Annotated in this window: 20 protein-coding genes; 16 read left to right on the top strand and 4 right to left on the bottom strand. The window is 47.1% G+C overall.

Annotated elements, in window-relative coordinates:
- From BBR47_RS11150 to BBR47_RS11180, 7 genes are all read left to right on the top strand, one after another.
- Positions 1–2,337, top strand: coding sequence for an S-layer homology domain-containing protein (locus BBR47_RS11150; RefSeq protein WP_041749372.1), 2,337 nt, complete (start codon positions 1–3; stop codon positions 2,335–2,337).
- A 162-nt stretch (positions 2,338–2,499) separates the two neighbouring features.
- Entirely contained in the window at positions 2,500–4,011 is a 1,512-nt protein-coding gene (locus tag BBR47_RS11155) for a monooxygenase (RefSeq protein WP_012685872.1), read from the top strand.
- A 103-nt stretch (positions 4,012–4,114) separates the two neighbouring features.
- Complete coding sequence (locus BBR47_RS11160; RefSeq protein WP_012685873.1) at positions 4,115–4,600, top strand: MarR family transcriptional regulator; 486 nt, start codon at positions 4,115–4,117, stop codon at positions 4,598–4,600.
- A 151-nt stretch (positions 4,601–4,751) separates the two neighbouring features.
- The gene (locus BBR47_RS11165; protein WP_012685874.1) at positions 4,752–5,345 is read left to right on the top strand and encodes a TetR/AcrR family transcriptional regulator; all 594 of its coding nucleotides are present in this window, start codon (positions 4,752–4,754) and stop codon (positions 5,343–5,345) included.
- Positions 5,346–5,388: 43 nt separating this feature from the next.
- The gene (locus BBR47_RS11170) at positions 5,389–6,612 is read left to right on the top strand and encodes a DUF418 domain-containing protein (protein ID WP_012685875.1); all 1,224 of its coding nucleotides are present in this window, start codon (positions 5,389–5,391) and stop codon (positions 6,610–6,612) included.
- A 44-nt stretch (positions 6,613–6,656) separates the two neighbouring features.
- The gene (locus BBR47_RS11175) at positions 6,657–8,699 is read left to right on the top strand and encodes a molybdopterin-containing oxidoreductase family protein (protein ID WP_012685876.1); all 2,043 of its coding nucleotides are present in this window, start codon (positions 6,657–6,659) and stop codon (positions 8,697–8,699) included.
- Between the two features lie 83 nt (positions 8,700–8,782).
- Positions 8,783–9,094 carry a hypothetical protein gene (locus tag BBR47_RS11180; protein WP_041749373.1) on the top strand — a complete coding sequence of 104 codons (312 nt, stop codon included), beginning with the start codon at positions 8,783–8,785 and terminating at the stop codon, positions 9,092–9,094.
- A gap of 544 nt (positions 9,095–9,638) precedes the next feature.
- Here the strand turns inward: BBR47_RS11180 and BBR47_RS11185 are convergent.
- Entirely contained in the window at positions 9,639–10,820 is a 1,182-nt protein-coding gene (locus tag BBR47_RS11185) for a NupC/NupG family nucleoside CNT transporter (protein WP_012685878.1), read from the bottom strand.
- Between the two features lie 207 nt (positions 10,821–11,027).
- Here BBR47_RS11185 and BBR47_RS11190 point away from each other — a divergent pair, with 207 nt between their 5' ends.
- Positions 11,028–11,564, top strand: a complete 537-nt coding sequence (locus BBR47_RS11190; protein ID WP_012685879.1) for a DL-endopeptidase inhibitor IseA family protein — start codon at positions 11,028–11,030, stop codon at positions 11,562–11,564.
- A gap of 56 nt (positions 11,565–11,620) precedes the next feature.
- On the opposite strand, the gene asnB is transcribed toward BBR47_RS11190, so the two are convergent.
- Positions 11,621–13,468: an asparagine synthase (glutamine-hydrolyzing) gene (asnB, locus tag BBR47_RS11195; RefSeq protein ID WP_012685880.1), complete on the bottom strand. Its 1,848-nt coding sequence runs from the start codon at positions 13,466–13,468 to the stop codon at positions 11,621–11,623.
- A 131-nt stretch (positions 13,469–13,599) separates the two neighbouring features.
- Here asnB and BBR47_RS11200 point away from each other — a divergent pair, with 131 nt between their 5' ends.
- The 8 genes from BBR47_RS11200 (at position 13,600) to BBR47_RS11235 (ending at position 22,966) form a co-directional block, all read left to right on the top strand.
- Positions 13,600–15,351 carry a LytS/YhcK type 5TM receptor domain-containing protein gene (locus BBR47_RS11200; protein WP_012685881.1) on the top strand — a complete coding sequence of 584 codons (1,752 nt, stop codon included), beginning with the start codon at positions 13,600–13,602 and terminating at the stop codon, positions 15,349–15,351.
- Positions 15,351–16,079: a LytR/AlgR family response regulator transcription factor gene (locus BBR47_RS11205; protein WP_012685882.1), complete on the top strand. Its 729-nt coding sequence runs from the start codon at positions 15,351–15,353 to the stop codon at positions 16,077–16,079. The genes BBR47_RS11200 and BBR47_RS11205 overlap by 1 nt, the downstream gene beginning before the upstream one ends.
- A 150-nt stretch (positions 16,080–16,229) precedes the next feature.
- A complete protein-coding gene (locus BBR47_RS11210) occupies positions 16,230–16,577 on the top strand; it encodes a DUF485 domain-containing protein (protein WP_012685883.1) in 348 nt (115 codons plus the stop codon).
- The gene (locus tag BBR47_RS11215; protein ID WP_012685884.1) at positions 16,577–18,103 is read left to right on the top strand and encodes a solute symporter family protein; all 1,527 of its coding nucleotides are present in this window, start codon (positions 16,577–16,579) and stop codon (positions 18,101–18,103) included. The genes BBR47_RS11210 and BBR47_RS11215 overlap by 1 nt, the downstream gene beginning before the upstream one ends.
- Positions 18,104–18,191: 88 nt before the next feature.
- A complete protein-coding gene (locus tag BBR47_RS11220; protein ID WP_419761084.1) occupies positions 18,192–19,736 on the top strand; it encodes a solute symporter family protein in 1,545 nt (514 codons plus the stop codon).
- Positions 19,737–19,760: 24 nt separating this feature from the next.
- A complete protein-coding gene (locus BBR47_RS11225) occupies positions 19,761–20,750 on the top strand; it encodes a patatin-like phospholipase family protein (RefSeq protein WP_231850584.1) in 990 nt (329 codons plus the stop codon).
- 120 nt (positions 20,751–20,870) lie between these two features.
- Positions 20,871–21,932 carry an HD-GYP domain-containing protein gene (locus tag BBR47_RS11230; RefSeq protein WP_012685887.1) on the top strand — a complete coding sequence of 354 codons (1,062 nt, stop codon included), beginning with the start codon at positions 20,871–20,873 and terminating at the stop codon, positions 21,930–21,932.
- A gap of 167 nt (positions 21,933–22,099) precedes the next feature.
- Positions 22,100–22,966 (top strand): universal stress protein, encoded by an 867-nt coding sequence (locus BBR47_RS11235; protein ID WP_012685888.1) that lies wholly within the window; start codon positions 22,100–22,102, stop codon positions 22,964–22,966.
- Positions 22,967–23,025: 59 nt separating this feature from the next.
- Here BBR47_RS11235 and BBR47_RS11240 read toward each other — a convergent pair whose 3' ends face one another.
- Together BBR47_RS11240 and BBR47_RS11245 are read right to left on the bottom strand one after the other, a co-directional pair.
- Positions 23,026–24,273 (bottom strand): MFS transporter, encoded by a 1,248-nt coding sequence (locus BBR47_RS11240; RefSeq protein ID WP_012685889.1) that lies wholly within the window; start codon positions 24,271–24,273, stop codon positions 23,026–23,028.
- Positions 24,274–24,335: 62 nt separating this feature from the next.
- Positions 24,336–24,929, bottom strand: coding sequence for a TetR/AcrR family transcriptional regulator (locus BBR47_RS11245; protein ID WP_012685890.1), 594 nt, complete (start codon positions 24,927–24,929; stop codon positions 24,336–24,338).
- Positions 24,930–24,944: the final 15 nt, after the last annotated feature.

The raw sequence follows: 24,944 nt of genomic DNA on the forward strand, positions 1-24,944 counted from the left end.
TTGAAAAAAGAAAAGAATCGAGCAACCATGGATTTTAAAAAATTAGTAGCGACTGCGGTTCTGGCAGGATCGCTTGCGCTGCCGGGTACCGGATGGGCTGCTACGGCACTGCCATTCTCCGACATCGGAGGAAACGTGAACAAAGACGCGATTCTGAAATTGAACTATGCGGGTGTTCTGAAGGGGTATACAGATGGCACATTCAGACCGTATAAAGAAGTGACGAGAGCAGAGTTCGCCAAAGTTGCGGTGCTGGCACTGGGGTACACAGACGCGCAAGCAAAGCTGCTGCAAGGAAAGACCGCATTTAAAGATCTGCCAGCAGATCACTGGGCAACTGGGTACATTAATCTTGCGGTATCCCAAGGCATCATCAAGGGATATCCAGATGGAACCTTCAAACCGAACAACAATGTAAAAATCGCGGAAGCATTGACTGTTTACGTACAAGGCTTGAAGATTGACGTTCGTCCATCAGGCTCAAGCGAGTGGTACATCCCATACTTGCTGGAAGCGGACAGAGCAGGTATTTACGATGCAAAAGAAACACCGACAGCAGCAGCTCCGCGTGATATCGTCGCGAAGTACACGGATCGCTTTATGGAAACGCCTGTATACGCAAACGGCGCGTACTACGACAAAGATGGTAGCGCAAAAGGAACCAATCAGAAGCTGCAAGTAGTGAAGGGCGCAGTTGCTTCGTATGACAAGTCTGGCAAAAAGCTGAAGCTAGTCGGACAAAACAAAGAAATCGAATTGGCTGATTCCGCGCAAGTATACGGCAATCTGATCGTAGGCGCGCAAGTCGAATACATTACGAAAAATGGCCGAGTGGCTTTCCTCACCGTTGTTACTTCTGACTCCGAAATCGTGGAAGGAATCGTGAAAACTGGGCTTAATTTTACAACGGCTGTAGGCGATGAAAAGAAATTCAAGGCAATCGTCAATGGAAGAGAAGTTGTTTTGGAAGTAGAAGATGGCGTAAATGTAAGCCGCTCTCACATCGGCCAAAAGTTTGTGGCAGTGGTTGGCGACAATGGCAAAATCAAGTCCATCACGATCAGCGACAACACGACAAAAGGAATCGTGGAAAAAGTATCTTCCGTGAGCGGTTCCAACTCGAAGAAAGAGCTGAGAGTAGACGGCACGACCTACACGCTGGATTCCAAAGCAACGGTCAAAGGTAAGGCGCATCCAGAGGCAAAAGCAACGAGTGCTTCGTTCTCTGACATCGAAAAAGATGACTTGGTCGAGCTGACACTCAATGTGGACGGCAAAGTATCTGAGCTTGTTTACACGAAGCTGAGCTTCACAGATACGATCACCGTTGATACAGACAAAAACCTGATTCGCGTTGGCGGCGTCAATTACGAGGTGCATGAAGATACAGAGTTGTTCGTAGACGAAGACGAAGTAGATGAGCTGGATGAGTTGACGAGCGGCAAAATTGCAGTGCTTACGTTTGACAAAAATGGAAATCTGGTGAAAGTAGAGCAGGGTGTAGGGGCAGCTACGAACAAGCAGGTCTCAGACACAACTGCGTATGCCCCAGGAAAACTGGCAACCGTGAAAATCGACGGGAAAACCTACGATATCTTGACCAACGCGAAGCTGACTGTCGATGGCAACTCCGTATCTCCAACGACGATTAAAAACGATCAGTTTAATGACCACCGCATCCTTACGTGGAAATACAACGTCGGCACGAATGACATTGTGGAGCTGACTTTGGAAAAGCAAACGGTAAAAGGATACGTGACGAAAAAATCCGGTTCCAAAATTACCGTGAACGGGAAAGTGTATGAGCTCTTGTCCGGGGTTACGATTGACAGCGATGCAGCATCCAACGACAACGAGTACACGCTGACACTCAACAACGATGGCAAAGTAAAGGCCATTACAGGTGCACCTAAGAAAGTAAGCGGCGTGGTTGACTCTGTTGAGGTCCGTAACGATAACGGCAAGGTGACTTCCGCAAAAGTAGAGGTTAACGGCAAGACGTACGATGTAACGGATGAGGACGCGATTGAAGATGTCGATCAATTTGAGTACGTAACATTGACTCTGGATCGTGACGGTGATGTCATTGCTGCTTCCGTCAGTGGAAAGCTGGCGAAAGAAAACGTGCGTTTCGTCGGAATTGAATCCCGTGTGAACAAAGACAAATACGTATTTTTCGATGACGTATCGACGAGCTTGAAGCTGACAGAAGACGCGAAGATCAAATACTACAACGGTAAGGACATGAAAGAAAGCGAGCTTTCCTCCAAGGACAAAGTGGATTTGTGGACAAATGATCAAGGTCTTGTCTATGCCATTGTCGTAGCAAAACGATAAGAAAATAGAAAAGGGCGATCTCTTCCTCCATTCGAGGAGAAGGGGTCGCTTTTTCTTTTGTTGGCATAGGCTTTAAAAGTATTTAATTGAAAATCGTTTTCAATGAAAAGAAGATGTGATATATTTATTTTGTTTCGCACAAAACAAAAAGGAGTGATTTCAATGCAGGTCGATTATGAAGTGATTATTGTTGGTGGTGGACCAGTTGGCATGATGGTGGCTGGTGAGCTGGCGTTGGCGAAAGTGAAGGTGTGCGTACTTGAGCGCTTAAAGGAAACGACTCCGTATTCACGGGCGCTCACGGTACATCCGCGCACACTGGAAATCCTGGATATGCGCGGGTTGAAGGCGAAACTACTTGAGAGAGGAAAGCCGATTTCGACGACGCATTTTGCTGCGCTTGATACACGCTTGGATTTTTCAGTCTTGGATTCTTCCTCCAACTACACCCTGATTATTCCCCAACATGACACGGAGAAGGTACTAGAGGAGTGGGCGAAAAGTCTAGGGGTAGAAATACGAAGGGAAGAGGAGGTAGTGGCCATACACCAAGATCAGCATGGGGTTGAGATTGAGGCTTCCGGGCCGAATGGAAAGGCTGTGCTGACAGCAAGCTATGTCGTCGGTGCAGATGGCGCTGGCAGCATTGTCCGCAAGCAGGCAGGCATTCCGTTTGTCGGTAAGAATGCGACCTTTACGGCTATGCAAGGGGATGTTGTTTTGAAAAATCCGCCGGAATCAGGAGCTCCTTCCTACTTTAATGAACAAGGCTTGGTCATGATTGTACCCTTGCCAAAAGGGATGCATCGGGTGGTACTGATCGATACGGAGCGAATGGCTGTACCAAAGGAAGAGCCAGTTACTTTGGAGGAACTGCGCACTAGTTTGCTGCGTATTCTTGGAGACGATTTTGGAATTTCCGATCCGTTTTGGATGACTCGTTTTGGCAATACGACCTTGCAAGCTCAGCGTTATCGAGAAGGGCGGATTTTCCTGGCGGGAGATGCTGCCCATATTCATTTTCCAGCCGGAGGACAGGGGATGAACGTTGGCTTGCAAGAGGCAATCAACCTGGGGTGGAAGCTGGCGGCCCATTTAAAAGGCTGGGCACCGGATTGGCTGTTGGACAGCTATCATACGGAGCGTTTCCCCATCAATACCGCATTACTTACGAATACACAGATGCAATCACTGCTGTTCGGTAGTTCGGAATTCTCCCCATCCGTTATCGCTTTAAGAAATATGGTGTCCGACCTGCTGCAAATACCCGAGGCAAATTATCGGTTGGCTACTCAAATCTCTGCGTTCAATGTCCAGTATGAACCGGTTGGGGAGATGCCGTCGCATGTATTGAACGGTCGACGTTTTACAGAGTTGAATCTGCGTCTGGAGAACGGTGAGTGCCAGAATGCATACGAGCTTTTTCATTCTGGTTCATTCCTGGTGCTGCATTTCGGCTCGGATGAACGATTGGATGAAGCTCTCGATTGGTCGAAATATAAGCATGTCCATGTAGTTCGTGCTTCGCTTGCAAAGGGAGCTGCTAATTGGCATGACGTGCATACAGCGTTGATTCGACCGGATGGATATGTCGCGTGGGCTGTTTCCCAAGAGGAGTCTAATCCGCTGGAAGCGATTCGGAAAGGAATCTCCTACTGGTGCGGACATGATTGATTGAAAACGGAATTGTTTTGCGAAAAACAAAATAAAATTGTTTTTCTCGAAACAATCAGTATATAATGGAGGCGAGATGAGATGGTAATCTAGGAGACATGATATGCAAAGCACAGAACTTTCCAAGCAGCGGATCATACAGCTTTACATACAGCTAGTCACGCAGCAAGAGCTGCGAGAAAGCAAATTGACTGCGCGAATGGCAGAGGAGATGCAGAAGCTGGAATCCGAGATGGGGATGAAGCTAAATCTTACCCTATCCGAAATTCATTTCATTGCCTGTATCGGGGATCATGGTCCCATCAATGTCACCACGATTTCGGAAAAAGTCAATTTAACGAAAGGATCCATAACACGGATCAGCAAAAAGCTATGGAAGCTTGATTTAATTAAAAGGCAACAGCTGGTTGATAATAAGAAAGAAGTGTACTATCGGCTAACTGCAAAGGGTCAGAAGCTGTACAAGATTCATCACCAGTTGCATCAGGACATTGAACAGCGTTTTAAGAGCTTTCTGGATAAATACACACCGGAGCAATTAGCATTTTCCCGCGAATTGTTGGAGGACTTGCTGGATTGGGATTTCTGAGAACGGAAACAAAGGGGCGCCATCGACTGATGGTGTCCTTTTTATTGTCTTGGGGTCTTCTTGACAAATGAAACTATTCTTCATACAATTTGGTCGATCAATCAATTTTTTGATTAATTGATCAAAAATGAGCATCAGGAGTGGAATAATAATGACTGATTCTTTTATTGCCGAGGCTAGAAGAGAGCAGATTGTTCTTGCATGTATGGATACATTAGAAGAGGTCGGCTATCACAACTTAAGCCTAACGAAGGTAGCAAAAAAAGCCAGGATCAGCACGGGACTTATTTCTTATCACTTTCATGACAAGCTTGATCTCATGAATCATACTTTACAGTTTCTAGTAGAGAAGCGACTTGATTTTATTCGTATGAACGTTGTGTTATCACATTCTGCAACGAAAAAACTGGAAGCTTTTATAAAGGCACATCTGACCTATCAAGAAACCCATTATAAACATACGATTGCCTTGATTGAGATTGTCTTTACTGCTCGGAATGAAAATGGGGTGCCTTATTACAGGATGGAAGAAGAACAGGAAGAGGACGGACTACGAACGATATTAGTGGATATTCTCAAGGAAGGCCAACAGAATGGGGAATTTACGTCATCCTTTCAAACAGAAATAGTCGAATCTTTTATTATCGGGGCAATCGAAGAAAGAATGCTTAAGCCAAATTCATCTATACCCATGGAGCAATACGCTGTTGAGCTCGTAAAAATGGTGATGAAGCTCATTGTCTAACGATACCGTTGAACTTTTGGCAATGAACAAAGGAGAGGATCGTATGTCCGCTTTACCTCATATGAAAACGGCGGAGACAAAAAAACGTGCCGTTTCATTAGATCTGGCCAGAGGCGCTATGTTATTACTTATTGTACTCGCGCATGCCCCACTGTATCTGTACGCTTTGGAACCCGGGATCGTTCACAGAATGGAAAGTCAGAATTTCTTTGATCAAGTTGTCAATCTTTTTGGTATGTTCATCATCGATAACAGAGCGAGAGCGATGTTTGCCGTTTTATTTGGTTATGGTTTGGTACTGGCTTTTGATAGTCAAATGGCGAAAGGAAAAAGAGAAAAAGATGCTTTAAAGGCAGTCCGTAGCCGTTCCTGGTATTTGATTGTATTTGGAGCCGTTTTAGTGGTGATCATTGGCGGTCAAGATATTTTAATGGCCTACGGGGTAGCTGGACTTCTCGTCAGTTGGCTGTTAACACGTGAAATCAAGACTCTGATCCGAACCTTTATTGTTATCACGGTATTTTATATCATCGCAAATCCGATAATGTGGGGCTTCACGATGGAATCCATCGGAGATTATGGGTTTCCTCCAGAGGTTTTAGCTACAGACACCTATCTGAGCACACTGATACTAAGCTTGACTTATTTTCCGTTTGTTCCCGTTTTTATTCATGGTATGTTTCCGATTCTTCCTTCCGTTTTGTTGGGTATGTGGATTGCCAACTATCAATTATTAACCAAGCCCGAGCAACAGTTACGAACACTTTCTATTATTACAACGATCGGCTTAGCTGTTTCCATACTAGGAGCATTGCCTGTAACCTTTATTGGGAGCATATGGAACCCAAGCTTTTTTCTCGCTGGTTTCGTTTATGGATTCCACATTTTAACTGGAATTGCTGGAGGATTAGCCTACGCGGCTTTCTTTGGAATTATTGGGGCAAAGGTAAAAAAAGCGGGGCCTTTACTCCAGTCATTTATGGCTTTAGGAAAACGTTCCTTAACATTCTATGTATGGAATGAGGCGATGCTGGTTTTATTCTTGTCGCCAGTAGCACTTGATTTAGGGGGACGCGGTAGTAACGGAATGGCTGCTTTGGTTGCGGTTGGAATATGGATTCTCTCTCTGCTACTGGCCACAATTTTAGAAAAATACAAGCGGAACGGACCATTAGAAATCGTAATGAGACGATTGGTATATAAAAATAAAACTCATGAACTTATCATTCGCGCAGGGGTAGTGCCTTCTTTTTTCAATCGATTATAATAGCGTATAGAAGCGATTACTGTTATGAGAAAGAAGGAACCTCCATGACCTATACGACCCAGGAAAACGGTGTTTTTCCAGCAGTCTGTTCACTTGATTGCCCGGACCAATGTGGATTGCTCCTTCATAAAAAAGACGGGAAAATCGTCAAAATCGAAGGGGACCCGAATCATCCGGTGACGAAGGGGAATATTTGCAACAAAGTCCGCAACATGACTGAGCGCATTTACGATCCCAAGCGACTCACGCATCCGTTAAAGCGTATTGGCAAAAAAGGGAGCGGGGAGTTTGTTCGAATCAGTTGGGAAGAAGCCATCACTACCATAACCGAACGCTGGCGTGCCTTGATCGATTCAGACGGTCCCGAGAGCATTTTGCCTTACAGCTTTTACGGGAACATGGGGCGGATTAGTGTTGAGGGAATGGATCGCCGCCTTTTCCATCGGATGGGGGCTAGTCAACTTGACCGTACGATCTGCAACAGTGCAGGGGCTGTAGGCTACAGCTACACGATGGGCGGAGCCTTTGGGACAGATCCGGAAGACACTGTACATTCCAAGCTGTTCATCATGTGGGGGATCAATACGGTTAGCACCAACATGCATCAAGTGGTGTTCGCGGAACAGGCTCGAAAAAATGGGGCGGAGATCGTCGTGATTGATGTCCATAAAAATCAGACGGGTCGATGGGCTGATTGGTTTATCCCGATTTTACCCGGAACAGATACGGCTTTGGCTCTGGGCATCATGCATGTGCTTTTTGCAGAAAACTTGGTGGATTCAGCCTTTATGGAAAAGTACACAGTAGGACATGAAGAACTCAAGGAGCATGTACGCACCTACGATCCTGCCACCGTATCATCCATAACGGGTGTCCCTGTCGACGATATTTATAAATTGGCAAGAATGTATGGCACCATTTCTCCATCCTTTATTCGCATTGGAAACGGCATTCAGCATCACGACAATGGTGGAATGTGTGTAAGGACGATAGCTTGTCTTCCGGCCCTAACAGGGCAGTGGCTCGTTAAAGGTGGTGGGGCGAATAAAGGGAATAAAGGTTTCTTGGAGCACAACAAGCTTGCCGTGCAGCGGCCAGATTTGCTGGTCAATAAACAGACGAGAGTCATCAATATGAATGAGCTTGGAAAAGCGTTGCTCGATGCAGAGCCGCCGGTGAAATCGCTCTTCGTCTATACGAGCAATCCAGCCATTGTTGCACCGGATGGAAACAAAGTGCGGCAAGGCTTGGCGAGAGAGGACTTGTTCACAGTCGTACATGACTTATTTTTGACGGAGACGGCTCTTTATGCCGATATCGTTTTGCCAGCGACGTCTTCCTATGAAAATACGGATTTTTACACGTCGTATTGGCATCATTACATTCAGCTTCAGCAGCCGGTGATCGCCCCATTTGGAGAGAGCAAGTCCAACACGGAGGTTTTCCGCTTGCTGGCTGCCGCCATGGGATATGACGAACCTGCTTTTCAAGACAGTGATGCAGAGATGGTCAGACAGGCGTTGGAGGGGCACGGCAATCCTCATCTGGAAGGAATCACGTATGAAACTTTGGTCGAAAAACAATATGCCAAAGCAAATTTGGAACCTTTCTTTTTGGAACACCTTCCCACCCCAAGTGGCAAAATTGAGCTTTACTCACAAGCAATGGCAAAACGAGGGCTGCCCCCATTACCGACGTACACGCCATTGGAGAATGATGGGGATTTCCCGTATTTATTTGTGCCGGGGCCGAATCACAATTATTTGAACTCCACGTTCTCGAATAATGAGAAGCATAAGAAAATGGAGAAAATACCACGTTTGCATATGAATGTGGCAGATGCGTCTGCATCAGGCATAAGTGACGGAGATACCGTCCGCATATGGAATGAGCGGGGAGAGTGCGAGCTCGTGGCAGCTGTCGGAGAAAATGTTCTAACGGGTGTCGTCGTGAGTCAAGGCTTATGGGCAGATAACGAAGGTCCGAAGCATTATGTAAATGCCCTCACACCAGACCGAATCGCGGATATGGGTGGAGGCGCGACGTTTTTCTCTGGACGTGTTGATGTAGAAAAGATCGTCCGATAACAAACAGCGAGTGCCCTTACTGCAACGGCACTCGCTGTTCCATTTTTTCGTGAATGTACCGCAAAAAGGGGAGGAAGCGTCTTATGCTTGATTCCAATCTAATAAAGCAACTCATAAAAGAACGGTCAGAACTTCACCTGAATGATCCAAAGGGATATGATTTCTGGGAAAGGCTAACAGAGCTTTTGAGTGCCAACACTCTAGAAACCATCGAGTTCTTCGAGGCTTGCACAGAGCAAGAAGCTTATTGGCTTAGTGAAATTTTTGAGGATATCTCAGCAAGAGTGAATAGTCGGGATTTTATCGAATGTATAAAGCGAGTGGACAGAAAATATCCAGAATTACAACTTTCAAAAGATATTAGGGTAGCGGAGGATTTTATGGACCGAACATGATGAGTGAGTATACTCCTTAAAGAACGAGGATTGTACGAAAGAAAGGAGTGGGCAATGATTAATCCTATATTCAAACAATGGTTGAGTTTGGTAGTGGTCATGGAGGAGACGGTTCCCCATGTACCCAGAATGAATTGTCAAATTTGCACGAGTGAAAGCGTCAGTTATGATACATTGGAGATCCAGAGAAGAGAGTGGGATATTTTTTGATTTGTGCTACGAGTGTTTGGAAGGAATTCATATCTCAAGAATCAGAATCCCGGAAAGCGCAAGCATCATACCGTTTCATGCAGGAGAAGAACAAATGGCCCATATCCCAAATTTCAAGAAGGTTTCCCCATAATACAGGAGGATAACGGTAAAACCATTCATTTATTAAGAAGGAATGATGTGTTGTATATAAACGAGGGATGCTAAACTTTAGGAAAACGAAACGTTTCTTCGCTTCTTGAACCAGTTCGACTATGAAATTTTAAAAGCGCTAAACCAACCATACAAAAAGTGTCCCTACTGCACATGGCAGTGGGACACTTCTTCTTTTCGATTACAAAACAAAGCTGACGATGATACCAGACAAAAGACTAACGAGTGTGGCACCGAACAACAGCTTCAACCCAAAGCGAGCAACCACATTGGATTGTTTCTCATTCAGCCCTTTCACCGCACCAGCGATAATGCCGATAGAGGAGAAGTTCGCGAACGAAACAAGGAAGACGGAAAGAATTCCTACTGTACGTGGGGAGAGTTCAGATACGACTTTGCCCAGCTCGATCATCGCTACAAACTCGTTCGTTACGAGCTTCGTCGCCATGATACTACCAGCCTTCATCGCTTCCCCAAAAGGAATGCCCATCAGGACGGCAAAAGGAGCGAAGACGAAGCCAAGCATTTCTTGGAACGTCCAGCCGAAAATCATGCCGAACAAGCTATTCACAGCTGCGATCAAAGCAACAAAACCGAGCAGCATTGCGCCAACGACTACCGCTACCTTGAAGCCGTCCATGATGTACTCGACGAGCATTTCGAAAAAGGACTGCTTTTCATTGCTTTGAATCTCCAGTAAATCGTCTTCTTCTTTCACGGTATAAGGGTTGATGATCGAAGCGATAATAAACCCGCCAAACAGATTCAAGAACAGGGCCGTGACAACGTATTTCGGCTCAATCATCGTCATGTACGCACCGACAATCGACATCGAAACAGTGGACATAGCTGACGCGCACAGCGTATACAGACGGTGCTCCGGCAAGGAACCGAGCTGTTTTTTCACCGTGATGAATACTTCATTTTGGCCGACGATAGCAGAAGCAACAGCGTTGTAAGACTCTAGCTTACCCATGCCGTTAATTTTGCTTAGAACAAAGCCAATTGCCTTCATGATAATCGGCAAAATCTTGAAGTGACGCAAAATACCGATGAGAACAGAAATGAAGACGATTGGGAGCAATACACCAAGGAAAAAGGACATTTGTCCGTCGTTTGCCAGATTACCAAATACGAAATTGATTCCTTCCGCAGCAAAAGCAAGAAGCTTTTCAAACGATTTGGAAATGGCTGAAACGAATATAACCCCAAACTTGGTTTGCAGAAGAAGAAAGGCGAGCAAAAATTGCAGAGCAATCATGACGATGATCGGTCTGTATTTGACCTGTTTACGTCCATTGCTTCCTAGCAATGCTAACCCGATCACGATGAGTATGCCAGCGATGGGAATGATAAAATTCATTACAACCTCCAAGAAATTAAATAGTGCTAAACTTAAAAGGCAAAAAAACGCACTTCCCGACAAGAGAAGTGAAAGCGGTTTATATTCTATCATCCCGATAATATGATTGCAATTTATATGTATGTTCAGAATTGTTGTCCGTTACGTGTGGAACGCTGAAATCGGGCGTACTAGCATAAGCCTACCGCCATACGGTTTATGGAGGAGGTGAAATCCTTGGATGAGTTGCAGAGGCTCAAGCAGTTTATTACTTCAGCAGAGCATGTCTGGACTCAGATCGCGAATTCGCCGAGAGGAAAGCCTGTATATACCGTAAACGGTGTGGATTACACGCCATTGCCCGAAAAATACAACACCAAACGAAAAATCTCCCGTATTTTCCGCCGGTATTGGGGCAAGCAATTGACGGAAGTGATGATTCGGAATCTCCATTTGCGGATGCTGAAAGGAAAGCTCTGTATTCCTTATCGTGACATCCCAACTTTTCCAGCAACTGTGCTGTCGTTGCAAATAAAAGTGAATCTGCCGGATCATCGGACCGTGGCTGCGATACTGAGCGGGGGAGGGAAAAAAACAAGAGTGGACTACCGTTTGATCCGAGTCGGCGCAACCAAAACGTTTACGATCATGAAACGCTCAGGCGAGCAGTTTGATCTGAGATATCAATCTCTTGCTACGATACCCCTCAACCCGAAGGCACAACCCGTACGTAGAAGCAAGCAACGGGGAAAACCCAAAAAGTAACGAAAAGCTCCTCAATTCCCCCGAAACATAAGGGGCGAGGAGCTTTTGTTATACCGTTACGTACGAATGGAAACGTGGTACTCCCGCAGCCAATAATCTAGCTGGCCGAGATAGGCAAATAACTGTGGGGTACTCATGAGCTGACCGAAAAACGGAATGCTTGAAGCCTGGGCATCTGACTCGGCAATTTTTCGAATCGTTGGAACATCTACCAGTTGAAGCAGTGGAGAGGAAGAGTCGTTTATGATATCCAGCAGCCAAGAGCGAACGGCTTCCGTATAGGCGGGATTGTGTGTTTTCGGATACGGGCTTTTCTTGCGATATAAAACCTCATCAGGCAAGATTCCTTCCATGGCTTTTCGCAAAATTCCTTTTTCCCGATTCCCGTGCGTCTTCATATCCCATGGGATGTTCCAGACATATTCCACGATGCGGTGGTCACAAAACGGGACGCGCGCTTCCAGACTGGCTGCCATACTCATTCGGTCTTTGCGATCCAACAGCGTGTTCATGAACCACGTAATATTCAAATAAAACATTTCCCGACGGCGCGCTTCAATTGGGTCTTCCCCTGGAAGATGCGGGACTTCATCGAGAGATTCCTCATATCGCATGGCAACGTATTCCTCGGGTTTGACCCAATCACGAAGCTCAGGTGATAGCCAGGAGGCACGTTCTTTCGTCACTCTCGACCAAGGAAACGTTCCGGCATGCAGCAGTTCCTCACGATGAAACCACGGATACCCGCCAAATACTTCATCTGCGCATTCTCCAGAGAGGACGACGGTCGTCTCTTTTTTTATTTCGCGGCAAAACAGGTAAAGGGACGCATCCACATCAGCCATCCCCGGCAAGTCGCGGGCAAGTGTCGCAGTTTTCAAGGAGTCGATCAAATCGTCAGTGTCGAACTTAATCGTGTGGTGCTCGGTTCCGAGAAACTTTGTAACGAGTTGCACATAAGGTTCATCCTCATTCGGTTGAAAAGCACTCGCCTTGAAATGTTTTCGGTTGTCGACGTAATCGATAGAGTAGCTGTGCAGAGTTCCGCGGCCTGTTTTTTGAAAATGATCTGCCGCAACAGCTGTAATAATGCTCGAGTCCAACCCGCCTGACAAGAGGGTCGAAACGGGCACATCTGCAACCAATTGGCGTTCAATCGAATCCGTGACTAGCTCCCTGACACGTTCCGCAGTTGTCTCCAAGTCATCCGTATGTGGGTGGCTTTTGAGCTGCCAGTAACGTTTTTGCTTGACGCCATCACGAGTCACCAGCAGATAAGCACCGGGCCGAACCTCATGTACATTGTGAAAAACTCCATGGCCAGGCGTACGGGCGGGACTGATTCCGAAAACCTCTGCCAAGCCTTCGCGAGAGAGCTCTGGTTTGACTTCGGGGTGAGCGAGCAAGGCTTTTAGCTCGGAAGCAAGCAGAAATGAACTGCCTCTTTGCGCATAAAACAGCGGCTTAACCCCCATACGGTCACGGCCAACAAACAGTCTTTGTTCCCGTTCGTCCCAGATCGCAAAAGCAAAGATGCCGTTAAGCTTTGACAGACAATCTGGGCCCCACTCTAAATACGTGTGCAAAAGCACCTCCGTATCCGAGTGAGATTGAAAAGTATGTCCGCAAGCAAGCAGTTCTGCTCGCAAATCCTCGGTATTATACAATTCACCATTGTAAATCATGGTGCAGGCATGTTCGTTTTTGAGTGCTGACATAGGCTGCTGTCCGCCAGCAGGATCAACGACCACAAGGCGACGATGACCGAGGGCCGCGCGAGGAGTCAGCCAAAAGCCTTCTGCATCAGGGCCTCGATCCTTGAGGCATTGAGTCATTTTTTGCAGCATATTACGTTCACCAGATAAGTCCTTTTCCCAATCAATCCATCCTACAATTCCACACATGGCATACTCACCCTTCTCCTGAAGCATTGCACACACAGCGTATGCAATCAGCCTAGCGCGGTTGTCTGTCCAGCAGGGAATTGAGGGTAATACGCGGAATTTATAGAAGATTTAAACTAAGGGAGGCTGCGGTGGACAATCTTACGTTATTGCTCATTGAGAGGATGGGCATTCTTTTGACGCTGGCATTTATTTTGACAAGGACATCATTGTTTCGCCAGCTTTTAGACCGCGAATTGCACGTAGGGACGTCAATCGCATTTTCCGTCATGTTCGGGTTGTTTGGGATTGCGGGTACATATGCAGGAGTGGTCGTGCAAGGGGAGAGCTATCACCCTGCATTTTGGATTTTTCGTTTATCGCATGACGAAATAATCGCCACTTCTACGTTGGTAGGGGTCGTCATCGGAGGTTTGCTAGGGGGACCTCTCGTTGGCCTGGGGGCAGGTGTCATTGCTGGGCTTCATGTCTTTCAATTGGGAGGATTCGCCGCAGCACCGATGGGCTTGTCGATCCCGATCACGGGATTACTGGCAGGATACGTAGCGCGTTTTTTCTCGCAGGAGCGGGTTATTTCTCCGTCCAAAGCCATGTTTATCGGCATGTTCGCGCCCATTATTCAGATGTCGCTTTTATTGATCATGGCCGCTCCACCTGAGCTGGCGCGAACCATGGTCAACGTGATCGGGATTCCGATGGTACTGACAAACAGTGTTTCGATTGCGATTTTTACGACGATGATACGGGTTGCCTTGCAAGAGGCAGAGCGTTCCGCTGCCATTGAAGCGGAGCGTTCCTTTACGATAGCGGAAAGAATTTTGCCACACTTGAAAAGGGGGCTTACACCGCAGACAGCTCAGTCAGCAGCCCTTGTCTTACAAAAAGAAACGAAAGCAGCCGCCGTTGCAGTAACAAATCGGGAACGGCTTCTTGCGCACGTTGGAGTGGGGGCTGATCATCATCATCCGGGAGAAGCGCTCCATAGTGAACTCGATAAGCGGGCTCTGTTTAGCGGTGGAATCGACAAGGGATTGACGCGAGAGACCGTCGGGTGCAAGCGTAAAAATTGTAGCCTGCATGCAGCGATTCTCGTGCCGATTAAAGAGGGGGACAGCGTCGTTGGTCTGATCAAACTCTATTATCGGAGGCCGCAACAAATAGGAAAAGTTCAGGAGGCATTAGCAAAAGGGCTTGGCAACCTGATCTCCAATCAATTGACCCTATCTCTCACGGAGCAAATGAAAGGCTTGATGAAGGATGCTGAGTTGCGAATGCTGCAGGCACAGATTCAACCACACTTTTTGTTTAACACGCTGAATTCAATTGTGACCTTGATACGAATTGATCCGCAGCTAGCCCGGCATATGACCATTCAGCTTGGCGTGTTCATGCGTTTTAACCTGAAGCTCACAGCAAGTCCGCTTGTCACCGTGAGACAGGAGTTGGATCACCTGCATGCTTATTTGGAAATTATCAAGATAAGATTTTCCGAGCAATTCGCCGTTCGCACCATCATTGAGGCGGGGGTAGAGGAAGCCCTTATCCCCCCTGGCACGTTGCAGCCGTTATTTGAAAATTGTATTCAGCATGGTGTTCGCGACATCACGAACGGCGGTGAGATCATTCTCCATGTGAAACGGCAGGATGTGCACGTTGCTTTTCAAATCGAAGATAATGGCCAAGGTTTTCCCGACAACTTACTGCCAGTTCTCGGAAAGGTGCCAATGGAGAGTAAGGAGGGCAATGGAATTGGCATTCATAATGTCAACCAACGCCTGATCAGCTTGTGCGGACAAGAGGCCCAACTTCATTTTGCCAATAAACAAGAAGGCGGTAGTATGATTACCTTTACGATTCCGATTACAAAAGAGGTGAGTACCTGATGCCAATACGCGTCATGATTGCAGAAGACGAGCGACTAGCACGCGAAGAACTGAGCTATTTACTGCTTCAAGAAGGAGACGTAGAGCTGCTGCCCTATGCCACCAATGGACGAGAGCTGTTGGAAATGGTCGATGTGCACGAACCGGATGTCGTCTTCCTCGATATGAAAATGCCTGAGCTGGAAGGAGCGCAGGCAGCGAGAATGCTGGCTTCGCGTAAGCAGCACCCCCTCATCGTTTTTTGTACCGCGTATGAGGAATTTGCCATCGATGCGTTTAAGCTGTACGCCGTCGATTATTTGTTGAAGCCTACGGAGCCCAAACGGCTGGTGGAAACGATGCAACGAATCCGAGAGCGTCTAGTCAAGCCAAAAGTAGAGCCTGTCCAGACAAAACGAACGAAGCTGTTGGTAGAAGACAACAGCCGATTAGTGGTCATTGATCCAACGACGATTGTCTATGCGGTGCGGGAGGAGCGATATGTGCAAATCGTCACCCAAACGGCTACCTATTCGACGCGGATGACCCTGACACAGCTGGCTGAGAAGCTTTTTGCATACGACTTTTTCCGTACCCACAAAAGCTATCTGGTCAATCTTCAATTCGTAAGCGAGCTCGAACCATGGTTCAACGGTGCCTACAACCTGATTTTGAAGGGAGAAGGAAGACCGCGTATTCCCGTATCCCGGACCTCCGCCAAGGATTTGCTCAAACGTCTCGAGGAGTAAGCCAGGTGATCCATGGTTTGCAGATCATGGTTGAAAATCTGCCACTGACACACTCTCCCCGACATCTTACGCAGAAAAATACACGGATAAAAAAGGATTCTCTACAATGTAGGAAGCGCTTACATTTCGGTTGATAAAGGGGAGGTTCCTATGGGCAAATCCGCTTCGGCAAAAAAAGCCGAGGATCAGAAGAAGGATGCTGTTGATTATGCCGCAGTGATTCAGTCAGCCACGTTCAAAGAGCTTTTGAGAAGAAAAAAAGCGTTTATTTTGCCATCTTCTATTTTTTTCTTTGTATTTTACTTTACCCTTCCGATATTAACCTCCTACTTCACCGTACTGAATCAACCAGCATTTGGGGCCATTTCGTGGGCGTGGGTATTTGCCTTTGCTCAGTTCGTCATGACATGGGGTCTCTGTATCCTGTACACCAAGCGGGCAGAGCAGTTTGATCAACTCGTAGAGAAAATCAAACGAGAGGCAGGTGGGAGGGGCTAATGAACGTTACTGCATTTTTACTCTTTCTCGTCATTGTTCTTTTGACGCTTGTCATCACCTTTTACGCGTCGAAAAAGACGAATACGACTAGTGAGTTTTACACCGCTGGAGGAGGCTTAACAGGTTGGCAAAACGGCCTTGCGATTGCGGGAGATTACATGTCCGCTGCTTCCTTTCTTGGAATTGCCGGGATGATTGCGTTGAGCGGGTTTGATGGTTTCTTCTACAGTATCGGTTTTCTTGTCGCGTATCTCGTAGTGCTCTACTTGGTAGCAGAGCCTTTGCGTAATTTAGGAAAATACACGATGGCTGATATGATAGCCGCGCGTTTTGACAATAAAAAGGTTCGTGGTGTCGCTGCTCTCAATTCGATTGCCATCTCGATTTTTTATATGATCGCGCAATTAGTCGGAGCAGGCGCCTTGATCAAGCTACTGTTGGGTCTAGATTACACGACCTCCGTATTGATCGTAGGGGCATTGATGACCATCTACGTCGTCTTCGGCGGGATGACGGCAACCTCATGGGTGCAGATCGTCAAAGCCGTTTTGTTAATGATTGGGACATTCATTATCTCTATGATGGTTTTCGCCAAATTCGATTTTAATCTTTTGAAAATGTTCGAGCAAATGAAGCTGGCGACACCATTGGGAGAGCAATTCCTCAATCCTGGCAACAAGTTTAAAGTGGGGCTCGATACGATATCATTGAATCTCGCGCTTGTGCTCGGAACGGCTGGATTGCCGCATATTTTGATTCGTTTCTTCACAGTAAAAGATGCCACGACAGCTCGCAAATCGGTTGTGTACGCAACGTGGATCATTGGTGTCTTCTATGTCATGACGATCTTCCTCGGCTTCGGTGCGGCAGCGTTTGTCGGAGCGGGCAATATGGACCCAGCTGGTAACATGGGCGCTCCATTGCTAGCGCAAGCACTCGGCGGTAACTTTTTGTTCGCCTTCGTATCTGCGGTTGCCTTCGCTACCATTCTCGCAGTAGTGGCTGGGCTGGTGCTGACTGCGGCTTCTGCCTTTGCGCACGACTTTTACGGACACGTATTACGCCAAGGAAAAGCAACAGAAAAGGAACAAATGAAGATGGCCAAATGGGCGTCTGTCGGAGTCTCGATTGTCTCTATCCTGCTCGCCTTGTTTGCACAAAATCTGAACGTGGCTTTCCTTGTTGCTCTGGCTTTCGCAGTAGCGGCGAGTGCAAATCTACCAGTGATTTTGTTCACGATCTTCTGGAAAAGATTCAATACGGCAGGAGCAATTAGCGGGATGCTCGTCGGACTGTTCAGCGCTCTCATTCTGGTTGCCTTGAGTCCGAACGTTTGGAATCCTGTGGCTGGAAAAGCCATTTTGGTCGGCGAAGCGCTGTTCCCATTGCCGAATCCGGGTATTGTCTCGATCCCGTTAGGGTTTTTGGCAGCATGGATCGGAACCTTGTTGTCTAGCTCCCGTGATGATAAGAAGTACGATGAAATTTTGGTGAAAGCGAATACAGGAATGAAAGATTCAGCGTAGAAACAGTAAACATAGGAAGCTCATGCCACGAAGAGAAGGCTGGGGTTAACCCCTGGTCTTTTTTCATTTTTGCAAGAAGGGAGAGGTATTGTCCGTGACGACGATCATCTTTTTCCTTGCCGTCATTATTGGAACGATGGCTATCACTTATTCGGCTGCCAAACAGACAGGAACGACGAGGGACTTCTATGCAGCAGGAAATCGCTTGAACGGGTTACAAAATGGCATTGCCATTGCGGGCGATTATATGAGTGCTGCCTCGTTTTTGGGGATTGCGGGAACGATTGCGATGTACGGCTTTGACGGGTTCGTGTATGCGATAGGCTTTTTTGTCTCTTATCTGATTATTTTGTTTTTAGTTGCGGAGCCGTTGCATAATTTGGGACGCTATACGCTGGCAGACGCGATTGCCGTCAGGTTTGACAGTCTTTGGCTGCGTGGCGTTGTTGCCTGTACGACTCTATTAATTACGATTTTTTACATGTTGGCGCAATTAGTTGGGGCTGGTGCTCTCATTCATTATTTATTAGGAATCCGTTACGATACGGCGGTCCTGATCGTCGGGAGCCTGATGACATTTTACGTGGTGTTCGGCGGGATGGTGGCGACCTCGTGGGTTCAGATTATTAAAGCGATCTTGCTCCTGACAGGGACATTGATCCTAAGTCTGATCGTATTTGCCCGTTTTGATTGGAGCTTATCCGAAATGTTTTCCCATGTGAGTACGATTACACCTCTTCAGGAACAGTTCTTACAGCCAGGTAATCAACTTCATAATCCGCTGGAAACGATCTCCCTGCATTTGGCTTTGATTCTCGGTACCGCCGGACTCCCCCATATTATCTCCCGGTTGTTCACAGTCAAAGACGCAAAGACGACTCGCAATTCGATTTACACCGCTACTTGGGTCATCGGTGCCTTTTATTTGATGACGATCTTCCTCGGCTTCGGAGCGAGCACGTTTGTAGGCTACGAGGCATTGAAAAATGTGGGCTTCGGGGGGAATCTGACTGTCACGCTCTTGGCGAATGCTCTCGGTGGAGAGTTTTTGATGGCATATATCGCTGCGGTTGCCTTTGCGACGATATTGGCTGTCGTGACAGGACTCGTGCTCTCCGCGTCTTCAGCGTTCGCGCATGATGTCTACAGTCATCTGATCAGGCGAGGGATGGCATCGGAAAAAGAACAGGTCACCATGGCAAAGCTTTCGTCAGTTGCGGTGGGCTTGATCTCCATTTCGCTAGCGATCGGTGCAGAAAAAATGAACGTGGCGATTCTCGTTGCGCTGACGTTTGCAGTAGCAGCATCATCCAATTTACCACTGCTATTGTTTACGTTATATTGGAAGCGGTTTACCGTGAGAGGAGCGATTTGTGGCGTCCTGACAGGGTTAACGGCATCCGTAGTCCTTGTCATTCTAGGACCGACTGTTATGCATCCCGTAGCTGGACTTATTCGTGCGGAGCCTTTATTTCCACTGACGAATCCCGGATTGGTCTCGATACCACTCGGCTTTCTAGGGGCGGTGCTCGGAACACTACTGGATCGGCCTGATCCGGATGCTGAGAGGAAGTATGAGCGCGTACTGTTTCAGGCGTTGACGGGAATCCGAGTTCCATCTGGGAAAACGTAACGATTAATCCGTGATGAGCACAGCATGATGAAAAAAGACGATAGAGTGGCGACCCTTTTTGAGGGTCGTTTTTTGATTGGCACGATCCGGTCTTGCATGTTTCATTGGGCAATCATTCATACTACGGATAAAACGACATCAAAATGGGTGATAGATATGGAAAAGGTCGGGCTCGTTTTGCAGGGAGGAGGTAGCCGTGGGATTTATACTGCTGGCGTTTTGGATTACTTCATGGAGCAGGAGCTATACATCCCGTACGTGATTGCCGTATCAGCAGGTGCGTGCAATGGGGCGGCATACTTGGCGAGACAGCACGGATTGGGCAAGATTTATCATACGAAATACATTCGCGATCCCCGATACTTTCACTATAAAAATTTGATCAAGAAACGCTCGCTGTTTGGCATGGATTTTATTTTCAGTGAGATGCCTAACAAGCTGGAGCCGTTCGCCTTTGATCGGTTTCGCGAAGCGAAGGAACAGTTTGTCGTCGTCACGACGGATTGCGCGACAGGGGAAGCTGTTTACTTTACGAAAGACGACTGTGAGGATATTTTTCATGTGATTCGGGCTTCATGCAGTCTCCCGTTTCTATCCCCAAAAGTTGCCTTCAACGGACGTAAGTTATGGGATGGAGGCATCGTGCATCCGGTACCTCTCATGAAGTCCATGCTTGATGGCAATCAAAAGCATATTATTGTGCTTACGTCTTCTTGTCCGCCTAGTGAGTGGATGCGCAAGCTTTCGCGTGTCGAGCGTCTTTTTTCCAGAGGTACGCGCTTGTGTCAAGCATTCATTCGTCATTTTCGCATCTATTACGAGGCAATAGAGCAGATCAAAGAGATGCAGAAGGAAGGCAAAGCGTTTGTTATCGCACCTCCAGAGGGTACCTTTCTACGAGGATTTGAACGTCAAGAGGAGAAGCTGGAGCATTATTACAGACAAGGCTATCAGGATGCTCGTACTCAATTTTCTGGGCTTTGTACATGGCTTGGTCTTGGCGGGAACAGGTGAAAACTGAGGAGACATCGATCCCGCGGATGTTTTTTCGGCAAAATCATGTGAAACAGGTTTTTCCAAAGCAAAGATAGGGAAGAAGCATCAGGGGAGGATGGAATCAGGAGGAAAGACCCCATGAAATATGTGAATGTAGACCTAGTAGAGCCAGGAGACGTTTTGGCTCGAAGCATTTATACAAGCGAAGGCTTGACGCTCTTGCATGCAGGTGTCCAGCTGACTGTCGGAATGATAAATAAATTGCGTCGGTTTGGCGTCACGATGTTAAGCATCAAAGACCCTCTGCTCGATGAAGTGAAAGAGCAGGAGGTCGTCACGGAGACCACTCGGAAGGACGCAATCCGCAATCTATCTCAAGCGATTTCGTGTGTGCAGACTGGCAAAAATTTTGATGTCCGAGGCATTCAAAAATCAGTGGGAAGTATCATCGACGAGACCTTGAAAAATCGTCGCGTGCTCTTGAATCTTGGAGAAATTCGCACGACCGACAACGCGATGTACATTCATTCCTTGAATGTGTGCATGATGGCGACAGTAATGGGAGTAGGATTAGGTTATAATACGGCTCAATTAAAAGAGCTCGCCATCGGAGCCCTCTTGCATGACATTGGAAAGCTGTCAGTCGACAAGGAAGCACCCGCTTACAAAAAGAACAGCAAAACCAATCATCATACCTGGCTAGGCTTTGATCTGTTGCGAAAAAAACATGAGATGAGCATTGTGTCCGCACACGTTCCTTTACAGCATCATGAATGGGTGGATGGAAGTGGGCAGCCACGAGGATTGACTGGCGATGAGATTCATGATTTCGCCAAGATTGTGGCGATTTGTAACTACTATGATAATCTCATCTCGCCTTTTTCAGCGGAAGAGGAGACGTTGCCTGCGTATGAGGCTTGCGAAAAAGTCATGGGGCTCGCGGAGAAACGCTTTGATCATAAAATGGTCATTCACTTTTTGCGCTCGATTGCCATGTATCCGACAGGAACCTCGTTGAAGCTGTCGACAGGAGAGATCGGTGTGATCATTGACCAAAATAGAGGCTTGCCTTCGCGCCCAGTCGTTCGGGTTATCCGAAGAGACCAACAGGCGAATCGGCGGATCGTCGATGATCATGAGATTACGGACATTGATTTGAGTGAAAAGCCTACTATCTTTATCTCAGCTGTCATGGACTAGGCCATAGAAAGAATAGGACTCCCTATCAGGGAATATCCCTATCAAGATCAGGGAATACCCCTACATACACGTAGGGCCCACGGGGCTACAATGAACTCAAGGCAGATGGATACAAAGAGCTACACCAACACATTTGCCAGATGAAAAAAGAGGAAGGACGTGTCATTATGTCCCGTATTCTAGTTCCTGTTGATTTCTCAGCGCAGTCCATTCAGGCGGTCCGCTTCGCGCTGGCCTACGCCAAAAATAAGCATGATATCACATTGCTTCATGCCATCTCGCCGTTCCCTTCACGCAATGTTGTCAGAAGGTTGGGACGAGAAGTCGTTGAAGATTATCAATTGGATGAGGCAAGAGATGATCTGAAAAAATTCCTGTCGATCATAGAAGAAGCAGGTATCACGTATGAATTGGAAATTGAGTTCGGAGAGCCGCATGAAGTCATTGCGAAGCACGCTGCGAATGACTATGCTGCCATCGTAATGGGAACACATGGCTACGGCCGAATCACAGGCTTCCTGTTGCAGAGTGTCAGCTATCCGACACTCCACGATGTCAAAGTTCCGGTCTTCCTCATTGCAGAGGAGACAGATGAGAAACGCTTCCCTTGGAATAAAGTGCTCATTGCAGTAGATGGTTCCGATCATTCGATGGAAGCTGCGAAGAAAGCCATCGAGATGGGTCAGCACCTCCCGAATGTATCCTATACACTTCTGTCCGTTGTCATACCGCCAGTCACATACGCAGGTGTATATGGCGTAGGCTGGGATAACATGAATACACTCGAAGGTTGGGGACGTGAATCGTTAAAACCTTGCGAGGAGATGCTTGAAGCTGCATCGATTCCTTTTGAAAGCATGGTCGTAGTTGGAGATCCAGCTACTGTGATTCGCCAGACCGCTGAAGAAATCGACGCTGGACTGGTTGTGCTCGGTCATCATGGCCAAGGTGCGGTTGCAGGGACATTGCTTGGAAGTGTTACATTTAAGACGATTCATCGTACGAAAACACCACTCCTCATTGTGAAAACATAGCATTTCGCTAGAAAAAGCTGTCCGATTCGTGGACAGCTTTTTTGCTTGGGCGCAGCCTCTTACGATAGCGTTTGCGCTTGTTTTTGTTCGAAAGGTTGATTCGCCCCATCTGGTGTAACCTCTGCCGAATCCCACTTGATTCGCGTACATCCCCATGCAGCGATCAGAAGGATGACAGATGCGATCAAAAATACGGTAATCAACGAGGTCATCTGCATGAGCGGACCTGCAACAAAGGAGCCGACCATCATGAGTCCGACCATGAGGGGGGAAATCGTTCCACTCACCCGTCCGATATACGCCTCATCCACGAGCTTGATCATGAACATACTGATCGCAATCTGTAAAAATGCCATCCCAATTCCGGTGAAAAAGCGCATTGCTGCGGTTACGTATACCCAAACAGAGAGAACTTCTACGGCGACGGAGAGAGCGAAGAATATCAATCCACTTGTAATAACCCAGCGACTATTCATGCGCTCCAGATAAACAGAAGCCAAAATACCGCCCAACAACATACCCAATCCGTCTAACGCGGTAAACCATTGGATGGCTTCTTTGGAGAGTAAAAGACGATCCGTGACGACGAATACTTCAAGCGAATTAATAAAACCCGAGGATAGCCCCAGACACGAAAAGGTAATGGCAATCCCCAGCAAGGCTGGTCGCTTTTTTACATAGGCAAAACCTGCTTTAATCTCAGAAAGGAGAGTTCCGTCTTCCTCTGTTGCAGTGGCAGATGAGGTAGGGAGCGTCAAGAGAATCAATGCCGCGACGAGGAAGAGGCCAGCCATCGTCAACAGGGAAGGGTAGATGCCCCAATGTTCAAAGAAGAAGGTACCGACAATCGGGCCAACCAGTAGAAAAATAGAACCCGTACTTTGTGAAATAGATACAGCTGCTGCCATTTGCTCATCAGGAATATGACGCTTCAACATCTTGGCAGAAGAAGGCTGGGAGAACTGCGACACGACAGCTGAGATAAATGTCGCAAAGAATACAGCGATCCACATCCCTTGCCAGAGCAAATACACGATGACCAAAACAGAGAGGGCGCTTAACAGGTTCCCGGCTATCATCGTTCGTTTTGGATTCCAGCGATCAGCCAATGCTCCGCCAATAATCGAAAAAACCAAGATCGGCGCGAGTTCGATAGCGGTCAAAAGCGATACCGCGGTCGGATTGTTGCCGCTCGTTTCCATTACATAGTAGAGCAAGGCCATGTTACGGATCCATATACCGATATTTTCTAATGTATCCGTGATAAAGACGGTAAGAAAAACTTTGTTTCCCCAAAGACCTTTCATAGGTCATATCACTCCCGAAAGGTTATACCGAACGTCCGGTCTAATTAAAGTTGAAAAAAATGCTACTTGGCAACAATGCCATGCAGCAAAACGTCAATGCTCCTCTTCAGCAGAGCATGAAGACGCTCATCATCCATCTGATAACCTACATTAATGATTCCGTTCATAAGCCCTTCTAGTATCATCGCCATTTCTTCAGGATCGCATGGGGCAAAATCGCCTCGATTGATTCCTTCTTGGAAGATTGAGGTATAGAGGGTATACGAGGAGCTGAGCATTTCCAGCACTTGTTCCAAAATGGCTGGATCGGCGAGCTGGCTGCCGGAGAACTCTTCGCCTGCTTTTTTTAGAGGGTGGGACAAAAAGTCCTCCAAGAAAAAAGTAGCTAAGCCGTACAGTTTATCGATGGAAGTCTCGAATTCTTTTTCTTTTTCCTGCCATAGATCTACCCATTCGTTGTACTGCTTTTCAAGCAAATGCAGGAACAACTGCTCCTTGTTTTTGAAGTGGTAATAGAGGCTGCCCTTACTCGCTCCAGTTGCTTGGCAAATGTCCTCAATGGAAGTGGCTGAATAGCCTTTCTGAGAAAATAACTCGGTGGCTTTCTCTACGATATGTTGTTTGGTTTTCTCCCCATCGAGACGGCGCTTTGACATGATTGAAATGCTCCT

The sequence above is a fragment of the Brevibacillus brevis NBRC 100599 genome, from assembly GCF_000010165.1.
GTDB lineage: Bacteria > Bacillota > Bacilli > Brevibacillales > Brevibacillaceae > Brevibacillus > Brevibacillus brevis_D.

Excerpts from the sequence above, each read along its gene's own strand:
- BBR47_RS11155 (WP_012685872.1), top strand. The coding sequence starts at position 2,500 with ATGCAGGTCGATTATGAAGTGATTATTGTTGGTGGTGGACCAGTTGGC.
- BBR47_RS11160 (WP_012685873.1), top strand. The coding sequence starts at position 4,115 with ATGCAAAGCACAGAACTTTCCAAGCAGCGGATCATACAGCTTTACATA.
- BBR47_RS11165 (WP_012685874.1), top strand. The coding sequence starts at position 4,752 with ATGACTGATTCTTTTATTGCCGAGGCTAGAAGAGAGCAGATTGTTCTT.
- BBR47_RS11170 (WP_012685875.1), top strand. The coding sequence starts at position 5,389 with ATGTCCGCTTTACCTCATATGAAAACGGCGGAGACAAAAAAACGTGCC.
- BBR47_RS11175 (WP_012685876.1), top strand. The coding sequence starts at position 6,657 with ATGACCTATACGACCCAGGAAAACGGTGTTTTTCCAGCAGTCTGTTCA.
- BBR47_RS11180 (WP_041749373.1), top strand. The coding sequence starts at position 8,783 with ATGCTTGATTCCAATCTAATAAAGCAACTCATAAAAGAACGGTCAGAA.
- BBR47_RS11185 (WP_012685878.1), bottom strand. The coding sequence starts at position 10,820 with ATGAATTTTATCATTCCCATCGCTGGCATACTCATCGTGATCGGGTTA.
- asnB (WP_012685880.1), bottom strand. The coding sequence starts at position 13,468 with ATGTGTGGAATTGTAGGATGGATTGATTGGGAAAAGGACTTATCTGGT.
- BBR47_RS11205 (WP_012685882.1), top strand. The coding sequence starts at position 15,351 with ATGCCAATACGCGTCATGATTGCAGAAGACGAGCGACTAGCACGCGAA.
- BBR47_RS11210 (WP_012685883.1), top strand. The coding sequence starts at position 16,230 with ATGGGCAAATCCGCTTCGGCAAAAAAAGCCGAGGATCAGAAGAAGGAT.
- BBR47_RS11215 (WP_012685884.1), top strand. The coding sequence starts at position 16,577 with ATGAACGTTACTGCATTTTTACTCTTTCTCGTCATTGTTCTTTTGACG.
- BBR47_RS11225 (WP_231850584.1), top strand. The coding sequence starts at position 19,761 with ATGATGAAAAAAGACGATAGAGTGGCGACCCTTTTTGAGGGTCGTTTT.
- BBR47_RS11230 (WP_012685887.1), top strand. The coding sequence starts at position 20,871 with ATGAAATATGTGAATGTAGACCTAGTAGAGCCAGGAGACGTTTTGGCT.
- BBR47_RS11235 (WP_012685888.1), top strand. The coding sequence starts at position 22,100 with ATGTCCCGTATTCTAGTTCCTGTTGATTTCTCAGCGCAGTCCATTCAG.
- BBR47_RS11240 (WP_012685889.1), bottom strand. The coding sequence starts at position 24,273 with ATGAAAGGTCTTTGGGGAAACAAAGTTTTTCTTACCGTCTTTATCACG.
- BBR47_RS11245 (WP_012685890.1), bottom strand. The coding sequence starts at position 24,929 with ATGTCAAAGCGCCGTCTCGATGGGGAGAAAACCAAACAACATATCGTA.